The following is a 12,906-nucleotide window of genomic DNA, read 5'->3' on the forward strand; positions in this document are numbered from 1 at the left end:
GGCTAGCGCTTGCGAAACAGCCGTTCGCGTTTGACGATCGGCTCGAACGCGGGGCCGTAAGCGGAAAAGTCGATGCTCTCCTTGCTGCCCAGTCCCAGGAAGCCGCGATGGCACAGCGACTCGTGGAACAGGCCGAAGGCGCGCTCCTGCAGTTTCTTTTTAAAGTAGATCATCACGTTGCGGCAGCTGATCAAATGGGTTTCAGCAAACACGGCGTCGGTGGCCAGGCTGTGGTCGGCAAAGGTGACGTTTTCGCACAGCGCGCCGTCGAACAGGGCGGCGTTGTAGGCGGCCGTGTAGTAATCGGAGAAGCTGCGGGTGCCGCCGGCGGCCTGGTAGTTGGCCGTGTATTCGCGCATGGCGTCGAGCGGGAATACGCCCTTGCGGGCTTTTTCCAGCGACTGCGGGTTGATGTCGGTGGCGTAGATCATGCTGCGTTCTAACAGTCCCTCTTCCTTGAGCAGGATCGCCATCGAATACACTTCTTCGCCGGTGCTGCTGCCGGCGATCCAGATTTTCAGCGACGGATACGTGCGCAGCACCGGCATCACCTGTTCGCGCAGCGCCAGCCAGTAACTGGGGTCGCGGAACATCGACGTCACCGGGATGGTCAAATATTGCAGCAGCTGGCTGAACGCTGCAGGCTCGTGCATGATGCGCGCCTGCAGCGCCGAGATGGTTTCGCACTCCATGTCGCGCATGGCGTGCAGCACGCGGCGCTTTTGCGAAGCGCCCGTGTAGTCGCGGAAATCATAGCTGTACTTCATGTAGATGGCTTCCATCAACACTTTGATTTCAATGTCGGTATCGCTGTGCATTATGCGCCCCGTTCACCGTTGGGCATCCACACGCGCAGCAGCGAGTACAGGCGCGACAGATCGATCGGCTTGGCCAGGTAGTCGCTGGCGCCGGCGGCCAGGCATTGCTCCTGGTCGTCCTTCATGGCCTTGGCGGTAATGGCGATGATCGGCAGGCGCTCGAAGCGGGCGTCGGCGCGGATGCGGCGCGTCGCTTCCAGGCCGTCCATGCCCGGCATCATGACGTCCATCAGCACCAGGTCGATGTCGGGGTTGGCATCCATTTTCTCGATTGCCTCGAAACCGTTGCGGCCCACTTCCACCAGCACGCCTTTTTGTTCGAGCGCGCTGGTCAGTGCAAAGATGTTGCGCACGTCGTCATCGACCAGCAGGATGCGCCGGCCCTCGAACACGCGGTCGCGCGAGCGCACCGTGCGCAGCATGGTCTGGCGCTCGGACGACAGGTCCGCTTCCACCTTGTGCAGGAACAGCGTCACTTCGTCGAGCAGGCGTTCCGGCGAACGGGCGCCCTTGATGATGATCGAACGCGAATACTTGTGCAGATCCGCCTCTTCGGCACGCGACAGGTTGCGGCCCGTGTACACGATCACCGGCGGGAACGCCGCCAGCTGTTCGGCCGCCATTTTTTGCAGCAGCTCGTTGCCCTGCATGTCGGGCAATTTCAGATCGATGATCATGCAGTCGTAGATGTTGGTACGCAGCAGCGCCAGCGCTTCTTCGCCGGTACCGACCGCGACGATTTCCACGTCGTCGTCGGAAATCAGCTGCACCACGCTGTCACGCTGGCGGTCGTCGTCTTCCACCAGCAGCACGCGCTTGATCTTTTGCGTGAGCTTGGTTTCGATCAGGCGGAACACGTCCATCAACTGATCGCGCGTGGCCGGCTTCAAGGCATAGCCGATGGCGCCCAGGTGCAGCGCGGCTTCGCCGTTCTCACTGCCGGACACCACGTGCACCGGGATGTGGCGGGTGGTGGCGTCGTCTTTCAGCAATTGCAGCACCGACAGGCCGGAGCGGTCGGGCAGGCGGATGTCGAGCAGCACCGCGTCCGGGCGGAACTGGCGCGCCAGTTCCAGGCCCTCGTCGGCGTGGAACGCCACCAGGCAACGGTACTGCTTTTCGTGCGCCAGGTCGTACAGGATGCGGGCGAAATTGGGGTCATCCTCGATCACCAGCACGGTGCGCTGGTTGACGACGTTATCCGTCAACAAATCACGGTCATCCTCGAACGCGCGCACGCGCGGCGGTGGCGGCTCGACGGGCGCGGCAGCCGGCTTGGGCGCCATCGCCTTCCACGGCGCGGCGGCCGGTAGCGCGACCGGTGGCAGGGTTACCGGGGCATGGGTACGGCCGGTGTCATCGAGCTCGGCTGGCGCGCTGGCGCTGCCCAGGCGCGGACCGGCTTCGGGCGCGGTAAATGCCAGCGGCATGGTCAAGGTGAAGCAGCTGCCCTGTCCCACTTCGGAGGCCAGGCTGATGCTGCCGCCCAGCAAGTGCGCCAGGTCGCGCGAAATCGACAGGCCCAGGCCGGTGCCGCCGTACTTGCGGCTGGTGGTGCCGTCGGCTTGCTGGAACGCGTTGAAAATGCCCTGCTGGTCTTCGGGGCGGATGCCGATGCCGGTATCGTGCACCGAGAACGCCACCGCGTCGTTGCCCACGCGCTCGAGGCTGAGCGTGATCTGGCCGGTGCTGGTGAACTTGAGCGCGTTCGACAGCAGGTTTTTCAGGATCTGCTCGAGGCGCTGGCGGTCGGAAACCATGTGCGGCGGCACGTCGTCGGCCACTTGTACCTGGAACGCCAGTTTCTTTTGCTGGGCCAGCGGCTCGAACACCATGGCCATGCCTTCGACCACGTGGCGCAGCGACAGCTGCTCGGGCACCAGTTCCAGCTTGCCCGCTTCCACCTTGGAGATGTCGAGAATGTCGTTGATCAGGTTGAGCAGGTCGTTGCCGGCCGAATAGATGGTGTTGGCGAAGCGTACCTGCTCGTCGTTGAGGTTGCCGAGCGAGTTTTCCGACAGCAGCTTGGCCAGGATCAGCGAGCTGTTCAGCGGCGTGCGCAGCTCGTGCGACATATTCGCCAGGAACTGCGATTTGTACTGGCTGGCGCGTTCCAACTCGGCGGCACGGTCTTCCAGGTCCTGCTGCGCCTGCGTCAGTGCGGCGTTCTTGTGGTCGAGCGCCTGGCCTTGTTCGGCCAGCTGTTCGTTGGTTTGTTCGAGTTCGGCTTTCTGGTTTTCCAGGCTCGCCTGCGATTCTTCCAGCACCCGCGACTGTTCTTCCAGTTCTTCGTTGGCGGTGCGCAGTTCTTCCTGCTGCACTTGCAGTTCTTCGTTCAGCTGCTGGGTTTCGGCCAGCACTTCCTGCAGGCGCTGGCGCGAATGGCTCGCCTCGATGGCGTTGCCGATATTGCCTTTTACCAAGTTGAGGAATTCGATGTCGCGCGTGGTGATGGCGCGCAGCAGGCCGACCTCGATCACGCCGTTGATCACGCCGTCATTATCGAGCGGCGCCAGCATGACGCTGGCGGCCGGACCGGTACCGAGGCCGGAGCTGACCTGGATGTAATCGGCGGGCACCTGGTCGAGGCGGATCAAGCGGCGCTCCAGTGCGGCTTGCGCCACCAGCGTCTCGGACGGATGCATTTTCTGCTCGCGCGCGTCCCATTCGGCCGAGAAGCCGTACGACGCCACCCGGTGGAAGCTGCCGTCCGGCGCACGCAGGTATAGCGCGCCAACCACCACGTCCATGTAGCGCGCCAGGAACTGCAGCAGCGCTGACGACAATTGCGGCAACGCCATCTGGCCGATGCCCTGCTGCGCCAGCTCGCTCTGGCCGGTGCGCAGCCACGCCTGCTGCTGCAGCAGGTCCGCATGTTCGGTGTGTTGCTTGAGCACGTCGTTATAGACCCGGGACAGGCCCAGCAGCTCACGGCGGCCGAACCAGGCCAGCGCGCCGCCCACGCCCAATGTCAGCAGCAGATAGACGACGGCCACCACGATGGTGACCGTGCGGGCGGTATCGTTGCGCTCCTGGCGCATGCGCGCCTCGGTGCCGATGAAGGCATCGAGCAGGCGGCGGATCTCGTCGAACTGGGTTTTGCCGCGCGCGGTCTTGACCGGGCCGGTCACGTCGCCGTTCGCGGCCCGCAATGCGATCATTTCCTGCGCGTATTTGTCCCAGCCCAGGTGCTGGGCCTGGATATTACGCAGGCGATCGACCTGGGCCGGGTTGTCTTCCACCAGTGTGAGCAGGTTGCCGATGCTGGCCGTGACCTTGGGCTTGGACAGCACGTACGGCTGCAGGAATGCCTCGTCGCCGGCCAGCAGGTAGCCGCGCATGCCGGTTTCCATGTCCACCATCTGCTTGCTGATCTCGTTGGCGCTGCCGATCACCCGTTCGCTGTGCTCGACCCAGTTCATGGTCGTGATCAGGTAGATCAGCAAAATGACGAAGACACCGGCGCTGACGACGCCTGACGCCAGCGGCAAGGTGATGTTGCGGGCGAGGATGCGGCGGAATGACTGGTCGTCCATCGACGATTTATTGGGCATGATGCGGACCAAGATATCTTGAGAAGCGAGAAGTTTATCGCATTTACAAGGTTGTTCGCCTGCTTGGGCAATCGTGCGCGCAAGAAATAGTCACGTCTTATGTGCGCAAGTCGGAATGTCTTTGTGATAACGTTTGATGATGAATCAATCCCAACCACTCCCAAGGCTCACATGTCCCGTTCCTCACGCTCGTTGCTTGCCCTGCTGCTGGCAACAACATGGTTCAGTATTTCGGCCCCTGCGGCGGCCGATGCTGCCCCGCCCTCTGTGCTTATCGAACAGGCGCTGCGCTGCGAGTTACCCACAGGAAAATCCGTCGGGGTACAAAAATCGCTCCGCCGCTTTGGCGCCAAGCCGACTGCCGACGGCGTTGCCGACAGTTTTCAACTGCCCAAGCCGGTACGGCCTTTCAACCTCGACGTGACCCGTGTCAGCGCGAGCGGCGCCGAGGTCGATACCTATATTGCCGTGCTGCCCGGAGCCCGCCTGGAAGATGTGGCCAAGGCGGCCAATCTCAAAAAAGGGCCCGCCGGCTACAGCCGCGACACCAAGTTCGGTACCCTGCAGGCCGACGTGCGCGAGCACGGCGACATCTGGCTGATGTGTACCGTGCTGCGGTAAACGGCGCCGCTACTGCCAGATCACCCCGTCGGCCCGCACGGTGGTGCGGTTGAGGATGCGCCGGCTGTCCGCCGTCAGCGGCGTGGCCTTGTGGGCAACCCGTAAATTGTCGGCCACCACCACGTCGCCGGGCAGCCAGTGATGGCGGTAGCTGGCGCCGGGCCGCGAATAATGGCGGTCGATCGCGGCCATCACTTCGCGCGACTGTTCGCTGTTGTAGCCAAGCACGCCGGCAGTCAGGCCCACGTTCAAGTACAGGCCCGGCACACCAGTGTACGGGTGCCGCAGCACCAGCGGGTGCACCACGCCGTTGCGGTGGGCGGTGCTGAGGGCGTCAAATTCCGTGCGGATCTCGTCGTTGAGTTCCGCATATGCCTGCTGCAGGTCGGTAAACAGCGTGTCGCCGCCCTGGTCCGATTGCACGACCGTGTACCAGAAGCTGACCGGGGTCGGATCGTCGCGGAACGATCCGTCCGAATGCCAATAGCGGCCCACCTCGACGTGGCCGTCCTCGGGCCGGCTGGCCACGCGGAAGATTTCGGGTAAGCCCGGCAATTGCCCGCGCACGGTGGGAAACACCTCCAGCGTGCCGAACAGGCGGGTGGCGGCCAGTTGTTCTTCGGGCGCCAGGGTCTGGTCCCGGATCACCAGCAAGCCGTGTTCGACCAGCGCGGCGCGCAAGTCGCGGCCCATGGCGGGGTTGGCGTCGCGCAGGTCGAGTTCTTCGATGGTGGCGCCAAAACCTTGGTTGTGTGCAGTGAGTTTCATAAGGCCTCCTCAGCCATTCGTATATGAATTCACTATAGATTGTTCTGGCGGTGCTGATAATATGGGCGCAATCGCCAACACTTTTGCGCGCTGCGCAACGCCACCATGGACCGCTTCGCCGAACTCAACGCTTTCAGCCTGGTGGCCAGTCATGGTGGGTTTTCCGCCGCCGCCCGCCAGCTGGGCGTGGCCACCTCGTCGGTCACGCGCCTGGTCGATGCGCTCGAGCAGCGCCTGGGCACGCCGCTGCTGAACCGCTCCACCCGCAGCATCACGCTGACCGACAGCGGCCGCACCTACCTCGAGCACACCAACCAGATCCTCGCTGCGCTGGACGAGGCCGACGACGCGGCCGGCGGCGGCAACGGCGAGCTGCACGGCCTGCTGCGGGTGGCAGCGCCCGTCACGCTGGCCATCCGCTACCTGGCGCCGCTGCTGCCCGGCCTGGCCGAGCGCTACCCGCGCCTGCGCCTCGACCTGCGCCTGGCCGACAGCGTCACCCACCTGGTCGATGAAGCGATCGATGTCGCGATCCGCATCGGCAGCCCGCCACAACAGCCGAACCTGATCGCCCGCAAGCTGGCCGGTCACCGGCGCCACATCGTCGCCAGTCCCGCCTACCTGGCGCGCCACGGCACGCCGCGCACCCCGGCTGACCTGGCCGGTCACAACTGCCTGCAGTTCGCCTACGGCGCCAGCCGCCACAGCTGGCACCTGCGCAGCGATGCGGAAACAACCGAGGTGGAAGTGACGGGATCGCTCACGGTCAACAACAGCGAAGTGCTGCGCCTGGCCGCGTGCGACGGCATGGGCCTGGCGCTGCTGCCGGCCTGGCTCGTGCAAGGCGACCTCGACAACAGCGCCCTGGTGGCCGTATTGCCCGGTTACGAAGCCAACCCGGGCCAGATGGACATCGGCATCTACGCCGTGTATCCGGCCAGCCGGCGCGGCTCGGCCAAGATCCGGCTGCTGATCGACCTGTTGCAGGGGGCGTTGTCGGGTGAGTAGAAAGGCAGTTACCTGCCCGTACCGCTCGCACATGTGCTCTTAAGAATGGCAAAGGCCTGCCGCCGTAATCGCTACGGCAGCAGGCCTGGTTTTGCCAGCGTGCGGTTAGTGCGCTGCGGTAGCGCCTCCGGTTTCAGCCTTGACCTGCTTGCGCAGCTTGGCGACGTCACCGACACTCACGGCCGACGCCTCGTTACCCCAGCTCTGGCGCACGAAGGTAACCAGTTGCGCCGTTTCTTCGTCCGACAGGCGCCAGGCGAAGCCGGGCATGCCCAGGTCCGATGGCGCCGCCTTGGTCGATGGCAGCTTGCTGCCTTCCAGGATCAGCTTGATCAACGAGGTTGCATCGTCGGACAGCACGCTCGGGTTGCCGGCCAGCGCAGGGAACACCTTGCCGTTGGACTTGGCGTCGGTACGGTGGCAGGCGGCGCAGTTGTCGAGGTACAGCTGCGCGCCGCGACCATCTTCACGTCCGGATTTCAAGGCCAGCGCAGTGGCATTGCTCTCCTTGTAGGCCGCTTTTTCGGCCAGTCCCGGCGACAGCGACTTCAGATAGGCGGCCATCGCCGTCAAATCCTCTTTCGTCATGTGCTGGGTGCTGTGCGACACCACTTCCGCCATTGGCGTACCCACCACGGCCGAGTGATCGTTGCGTGCTTTCGACAGCGTATCGACGATGTCCTGCTCGGTCCAGCGCCCCAGGCCGCCGGCCGGATTGCCGCGCAGGTTGACCGCCAGCCAGCCGTCGATCACGGGACCGCCGGACAGGTAGGCCGGGCTCGACTCGTCCTGCGCCAGCTCCTGCATGGTCGATGCGCGCGGCGTATGGCAGGCGCCGCAGTGACCGAGGCCCTGCACCAGGTAGGCGCCGCGCGCCAGCATTGCGCTTTCGTACTTGTTGAGTACCAGCGGTTCAACCGGCGGCGCATACATCTTGCGCCAGATCGCCAGCGGGAAGTTCAGCGACAGCGGCCAGCTGATCTCGCTGGACCGGTTGGCGTTCGAGACCGGTTCCACGCCATGCATGAAGTACGCGTACAGCGCACGCAGGTCGTCGTCGCTGATCTTGGCGTACGACGGATACGGCATGGCCGGATACAGCGTAGTACCGTGCGGCGTGATGCCGTGGCGCACCGCCCGGTCGAAATCGTCGAGGCTGTAGTTGCCGATGCCGGTCGCCTTGTCGGGCGTGATGTTGGTGCTGTACAGGGCGCCAATCGGCGTCGCCATCGACAGGCCGCCGGCAAACTGCTTGCCATTCGGCGCCGTGTGGCAGGCGATACAGTCGCCGGCGGTGGCGATGTACTTGCCCTGCTCGATCAGTTGCGCGCTCGGCGTTGCCAGGTTGACGGTGCCGGGACCGATGTTCCTGGTCGGCGTCGCTTGCGAGGCGTACAGGTATGCACCACCCACGCCGATCACGCCCAGACCCACGGCGGTCAACAATAATTTTTTCACAGTGTTCATGCGCACTCCTTAAGCCTGGACCAGCGGGCCGGGGCTTTTCAGATACAGCTCGCGGATGGCCGTGGCGGCCCAGTACGTCAACGCGCCGACCATGCCGGTCGGGTTGTAGCCGTTGTTTTGCGGGAAGGCGTTGGCGCCCGGCGCAAACACGTTCGACACGTCCCACGACTGCAGGTAGCGGTTCAGCGCCGACGTCTTCGGATCGCTGCCCATGATGGCGCCGCCGCAGGTGTGGGTCGATTGGTACTGGGTGATGTTGTAGTGGGTGCCGTCTTTCTTGGCGTCGCCCTTCATCGCCTTCGGTCCCAGCACCTTGCACATGTCGGTCGCTTTTTCCACCAGGTATTGCGACGCCTTGATTTCGTTGTCGTGCCAGTCGAACGTCATGCGCAGCAGCGGGCGGCCGAACGCATCCTTGTAGGTCGGGTCGAGATCGAGGTAGGCATCGTCGTACGACATGCACGAACCCTGCACCTCGTAATAGAACGAGTGCAGGAAGGAATCCTTGACGCCCTTCTTCCAGGCGCTGCCCCAGTTCGGTACACCGGGCTCGGTCTGGATGCCGCGCACGGGGCCGGCGCCGGGCTGGCGCGCCCAGATGATGCCGCCGCCGATGTAGCCGGTCTGGGCGCTATCGTTGCGGTTGCCGTTCAAGTCGTCGAACGTGGCGCCGCCACCGCCGATGCCGATAAAACCGTTGGCATGCACGGTTTTATCGTAGAACATCACCACGCGGTTCAAGTTCTGATACGAGTAGTTGCGGCCGACGGTGCCGGTCTTGGTGGCCGGATCGTACGGCTTGCCGATGCCCGACACCAGCATCATGTGCACATTGAACAGCGAGAACGCACACAGCAGGATCAGGTCTGCCGGTTGCTCGGTTTCGCGCCCTTGTGCATCGAGGTACGTGACGCCGGTGGCTTTTTTCTTGTCGCCGGTCAGGTTCACTTTCAGCACTTGCGCCAGCGTGCGCATCTCGAAATTCTTGCGACCCTTTAATACCGGGAAGATGCAGGCGTTGGGGCTGGCTTTCGAATAATTGAGGCAGCCGTAATCGGAGCAGAAGCCGCACGCGTTGCACGGCCCCATCTGGCAGCCGTACGGGTTGGTGTACACGCCCGAGGCGTTCGATGCGGGAATCGGGAACGCGTGGTAGCCCTTTTCCTTGGCGGCCTTGTAAAACCATTCGGCGCCGAGGTAGTTGGGGTTGGGTCCCAGCGGATATTCCTTCTTGCGCGAACCTTCGAACGGGTTGCCGCCTTCGCTCAACTGGCCGTTGATGATGCCGGCCTTGCCGGACGTGCCGCACACGTATTCGAAGTGTTCGAAGTGCGGTTCTAGTTCGTCGTACGTGACCGGAAAATCCTGTACCGTCATGTTGGCGGGGATGAATTTCCTGCCGTAGCGCTGCTCGAGGTTGCTGCGCACTTTAAAATCTTCAGGCAAGGCGCGGAAGTGCGCGCCCGACCAGTGCGAGCCGGCGCCACCGACGCCGGTACCGGGCTTGAACGAACCCATCTGGCGATACGGCACGGCGATGTCGTTCACGCTGTGGCGCGCGGTGACGGTTTCCTTGGCCAGCGATTGCAGGTACTTGCGGTGGACCGAGCCTTCGAGCTCATCGACCACGCGCGGGTAGGCGAAGTCCGGTTGCGTGTCGCGGTCCGGGCCGCGTTCGAGAATGACGACGGACAAGCCCGCGTCCGTGAGTTCCTTGGCCATGATGGCGCCGGTCCAGCCGGCGCCGACGATGACGGCGTCTACTTTATTTTTTACGATGCTCATTGTTTTTCCTTGTTATCCGCGACGGCCGGCGAGGTCTACGGGACCGATCGGGTAAGGCTTGTCCCTGACTTCGACCCAGTCGAGGTAATCCGCGCGCATGCCGGGATAGCCGATCATTTTCCAGGCGCCCATGTTCTTGTTGCCGCCATGCTTGGGGTCGGCAAAGTAACCGTTGCGGGTTTCATTGAGCAGGTTGGAGAAGAACAGTTTCGACGACATGTCTTCCCACTTCAGCTCGCCCTTTTCGGCCGCCTTGAGCAAGTCTTCCTGCGCCTTCTTGTCGAGGTCGGCAAACACCTTGCCCGGGTTCTGGCTGGTGACATAGCCATCAAAGGCCTTGATGCCCACGCGCAGGATGTCGCGCAGCGCCAGCTTGCCCTGGTAGCCGAACTCCGGTGCGGCCTTCAGGTACGGGCCCTGCATGTACCAGATGTCGCCGGCCGCGTACGGGGTTTGCATGTGGCGGTCGAGGAATTCGAGCACGCCCGATTCGATGCCGCCGGGGCCGTGTTCGTCGTGCGGGATCAGGCGATCGACTGCCGCACCGAGGAAGCGCCATTCGTTGGCGTTGAAAAACGATGGCTTGTAGTCGTTCGGTTTGCCTTCGGGCGCGATGGCGTCGGCCGCGTGGGCCGGTTGCAGGGCGCGCACGGCGCCGGCAGCACCGGCCACACCCATCGGTATGAACACCATGCTCTTGATCAGACTACGCCGCGACCGCGACTGGTTGTCGTCAGACATTTGCTTTCTCCTTGTGAAATTTCAGGACGCACGCGCGCTGCGCGCCTCCCATCGATAACCGACCCCATAGACGGCTGAAATCGCTTCAGCCAGGCCGGCTTCCTCCAGCTTGCGGCGCAGGTTTTTGACATGCGTATCGATCGTGCGGTCATGCACGATGCGCCGGTCCTCGTACACACCGCCGCGCAAGTCATCGCGTGACAAGGCTTGCCCGGGCGCGTCGCGCAACATTTTCAGCAGGCGGAACTCCACCGGCGTCAATGGCAGCTCGGCGCCATGCAAAAAGGCGCGCACGCCCTGCTCGTCGATCTGCAAGCCCGGCTTGGGACTGCCAGCCGGGCGGCGGCGCAGCACCGCGCGCACGCGGGCCACCACTTCGCGCGGACTGAAGGGCTTGCAGATGTAATCGTCGGCGCCGCCGTCGAGGCCGTCGAGACGGTCCTCCTCCTGGGCGCGTGCGGTCATCATGATGATGGGAATGTCGCTGGACGCGCGCAGCGCGCGGCACAGGGTCAGGCCGTCGATGCCGGGCAACATCCAGTCGAGCAGGATCAGGTCGACGTCGCCTGCCGCCACCGTGGCTTGCACCGCCAGGCCGTCGTGCTGGGCCGTGGCGCGGTAGCCGGCGGCCTGCAAATAGCTGACCAGCAGCCGCGCCAGGCGCAGCTCGTCTTCGACCACCAGGATGTGCTGGGCGCTCATGATGCTTGCTGTGCCAGCGGCAGCGTGATGGTGATGCACAGGCCGGTCGGCGCGGCATGGCTGGCGCCGATGTCGCCACCGTGGGCACTGACGATGCTGCGGCAGATCGACAGCCCCAGGCCGCTGCCGCCGGTGGCGCGGGTGCGGGCGCTGTCGCCGCGCCAGAAGCGTTCGAACAGCATGGTCAGCGCGGCATCGTTCACGCCGTGGCCGTCGTCGGTGATGGTGAGCACGGCTTGCTGGCGGTGGACGTGCAACGCGACGTGCAGTTCAGTAGCGCCCTCGGCGTGGCGCAGCGCGTTGTTGAACAGGTTGCGCAGCAGCTGGCGCAGGCGGATCGTGTCACCCTCCACGGTCAGGTGCGGCAGCATCCCTGTATTGACCGCCATGCCGGCGTGGGCCAGCGGCTCGCGCCACTTGTTCAGCTCACTTTCCAACAGGGCGCCGAGGTCGAGCGGTTCGCGCTGGTAGCCGAAGGCGCCCACTTCGGACAGGGTAATCTGGCGCATGTCTTCGACCAGCCGGGACAAGGTCGCCACTTCGTCCTGCAGCAGCACCAGGCTGGCGGTGTCGGTAGGTTCGAGGCCGTCTTCCATCGCTTCGAGCTGGGCCTGCAACACGGACAAGGGCGTGCGCAGCTCGTGCGACAGGTCGGCCATGAAATGGCGACGCAGCGCCTCGTTGCTCTCGAGGGTGGCGGCCATGATGTTGAAGTTGTGCGCCAGCGTGCCCAGCTCGTCGCGCTGGCCGCGCGGAACCCGCACCGCGTAATCGCCGGCCGCTACCTTGGCGGCGGCATGGATCAGGCGCCGCGTGGGCGCCACAAAGCTGCGCGCCAGCAGCAAGGCGGCCATTGCGGCCAGCACCAGCGTGGCAATCCCGATCAGCACACTGTCGCGCTGCTGCTGCAACAAAAAGCCCTGCTCCGCTTCTTCCTGCAAGCCGCGCAGCGGCGCGCCGACCAGGGTGGCGACCGGCTGGCCGTTGACCAGGACCGGCTGGTAGCGCAAGGACGGCCCTGTTTGCAGGTTGCCGGCCAGGTGGTTGCCGGCCATGTCGAACAGGCCGAGCCGGCGCGGCGCCTTGTCCGGCACCGCGTAATAGATGGAGCTGCCGCCGGCATCGGCATCGATGCCGGTGCGCGGCGCGGTGGCGCGTTCGCGGCCGATGGCGCCGGTGGTCCGCTCCCACGCGGCGCGGTTGCCGCGCATGAACTGCCAGTCGCCGCCGTGCTCCTGGTACGCCTGCGCCAGCTCTTCCGCCATCGCCTCCATGCGCCGCGATTCGACCTCGTTCAGGTAGCCCTGGAAGCCGCGCTGAAAGCTCCAGCGCGTGCCGAAGCCGACGCCAACGGCCGTCAGCAGGCTGACGATCAACAGCGACAGGAACAGACGAGCGGTAATACCGATTTTAACCATCGGTATATTTAGCCACGCAGCGCA

General features: G+C 64.4%; 10 protein-coding genes. 2 read left to right on the forward strand and 8 right to left on the reverse strand.

Going from position 1 to position 12,906, the window contains the following annotated elements; all coding sequences use genetic code 11:
• Positions 1-2 precede the first annotated feature (2 nt).
• Both SR858_RS25605 and SR858_RS25610 read right to left on the reverse strand, forming a co-directional pair.
• Positions 3-818: a CheR family methyltransferase gene (locus SR858_RS25605; protein ID WP_019923940.1), complete on the reverse strand. Its 816-nt coding sequence runs from the start codon at positions 816-818 to the stop codon at positions 3-5.
• A complete protein-coding gene (locus SR858_RS25610) occupies positions 818-4,372 on the reverse strand; it encodes a response regulator (RefSeq protein ID WP_026637652.1) in 3,555 nt (1,184 codons plus the stop codon). The genes SR858_RS25605 and SR858_RS25610 overlap by 1 nt, the downstream gene beginning before the upstream one ends.
• Before the next feature lie 171 nt (positions 4,373-4,543).
• Here SR858_RS25610 and SR858_RS25615 point away from each other — a divergent pair, with 171 nt between their 5' ends.
• Positions 4,544-4,993, forward strand: coding sequence for a hypothetical protein (locus tag SR858_RS25615; RefSeq protein WP_154820095.1), 450 nt, complete (start codon positions 4,544-4,546; stop codon positions 4,991-4,993).
• A 9-nt stretch (positions 4,994-5,002) separates the two neighbouring features.
• Here SR858_RS25615 and SR858_RS25620 read toward each other — a convergent pair whose 3' ends face one another.
• A complete protein-coding gene (locus tag SR858_RS25620) occupies positions 5,003-5,761 on the reverse strand; it encodes a TauD/TfdA dioxygenase family protein (protein ID WP_019923943.1) in 759 nt (252 codons plus the stop codon).
• Between the two features lie 105 nt (positions 5,762-5,866).
• On the opposite strand from SR858_RS25620, the gene SR858_RS25625 reads away from it, so the two are divergent.
• Complete coding sequence (locus SR858_RS25625) at positions 5,867-6,769, forward strand: LysR family transcriptional regulator (RefSeq protein ID WP_019923944.1); 903 nt, start codon at positions 5,867-5,869, stop codon at positions 6,767-6,769.
• 105 nt (positions 6,770-6,874) lie between these two features.
• Here SR858_RS25625 and SR858_RS25630 read toward each other — a convergent pair whose 3' ends face one another.
• Genes SR858_RS25630 through SR858_RS25650 form a run of 5 tightly spaced genes read right to left on the reverse strand, consistent with a single transcriptional unit; the run spans position 6,875 to position 12,882 of the window.
• Positions 6,875-8,236: a cytochrome c gene (locus SR858_RS25630; RefSeq protein ID WP_019923945.1), complete on the reverse strand. Its 1,362-nt coding sequence runs from the start codon at positions 8,234-8,236 to the stop codon at positions 6,875-6,877.
• 9 nt (positions 8,237-8,245) lie between these two features.
• A complete protein-coding gene (locus tag SR858_RS25635; RefSeq protein ID WP_019923946.1) occupies positions 8,246-10,021 on the reverse strand; it encodes a GMC family oxidoreductase in 1,776 nt (591 codons plus the stop codon).
• A gap of 12 nt (positions 10,022-10,033) precedes the next feature.
• Positions 10,034-10,762, reverse strand: a complete 729-nt coding sequence (locus SR858_RS25640) for a gluconate 2-dehydrogenase subunit 3 family protein (RefSeq protein WP_019923947.1) — start codon at positions 10,760-10,762, stop codon at positions 10,034-10,036.
• A 21-nt stretch (positions 10,763-10,783) separates the two neighbouring features.
• Positions 10,784-11,464, reverse strand: a complete 681-nt coding sequence (locus SR858_RS25645; RefSeq protein WP_019923948.1) for a response regulator — start codon at positions 11,462-11,464, stop codon at positions 10,784-10,786.
• Positions 11,461-12,882, reverse strand: a complete 1,422-nt coding sequence (locus SR858_RS25650) for an ATP-binding protein (protein ID WP_019923949.1) — start codon at positions 12,880-12,882, stop codon at positions 11,461-11,463. Before SR858_RS25650 ends, SR858_RS25645 begins: the two co-directional genes overlap by 4 nt.
• Between the last annotated feature and the right edge of the window lie 24 nt (positions 12,883-12,906).

This window comes from Duganella zoogloeoides (assembly GCF_034479515.1).
GTDB lineage: Bacteria > Pseudomonadota > Gammaproteobacteria > Burkholderiales > Burkholderiaceae_D > Rugamonas > Rugamonas zoogloeoides.

Coding starts and splice junctions, on each gene's coding strand:
- SR858_RS25605 (WP_019923940.1), bottom strand. CDS start 818: ATGCACAGCGATACCGACATTGAAATCAAAGTGTTGATGGAAGCCATC.
- SR858_RS25610 (WP_026637652.1), bottom strand. CDS start 4,372: ATGCCCAATAAATCGTCGATGGACGACCAGTCATTCCGCCGCATCCTC.
- SR858_RS25615 (WP_154820095.1), top strand. CDS start 4,544: ATGTCCCGTTCCTCACGCTCGTTGCTTGCCCTGCTGCTGGCAACAACA.
- SR858_RS25620 (WP_019923943.1), bottom strand. CDS start 5,761: ATGAAACTCACTGCACACAACCAAGGTTTTGGCGCCACCATCGAAGAA.
- SR858_RS25625 (WP_019923944.1), top strand. CDS start 5,867: ATGGACCGCTTCGCCGAACTCAACGCTTTCAGCCTGGTGGCCAGTCAT.
- SR858_RS25630 (WP_019923945.1), bottom strand. CDS start 8,236: ATGAACACTGTGAAAAAATTATTGTTGACCGCCGTGGGTCTGGGCGTG.
- SR858_RS25635 (WP_019923946.1), bottom strand. CDS start 10,021: ATGAGCATCGTAAAAAATAAAGTAGACGCCGTCATCGTCGGCGCCGGC.
- SR858_RS25640 (WP_019923947.1), bottom strand. CDS start 10,762: ATGTCTGACGACAACCAGTCGCGGTCGCGGCGTAGTCTGATCAAGAGC.
- SR858_RS25645 (WP_019923948.1), bottom strand. CDS start 11,464: ATGAGCGCCCAGCACATCCTGGTGGTCGAAGACGAGCTGCGCCTGGCG.
- SR858_RS25650 (WP_019923949.1), bottom strand. CDS start 12,882: ATGGTTAAAATCGGTATTACCGCTCGTCTGTTCCTGTCGCTGTTGATC.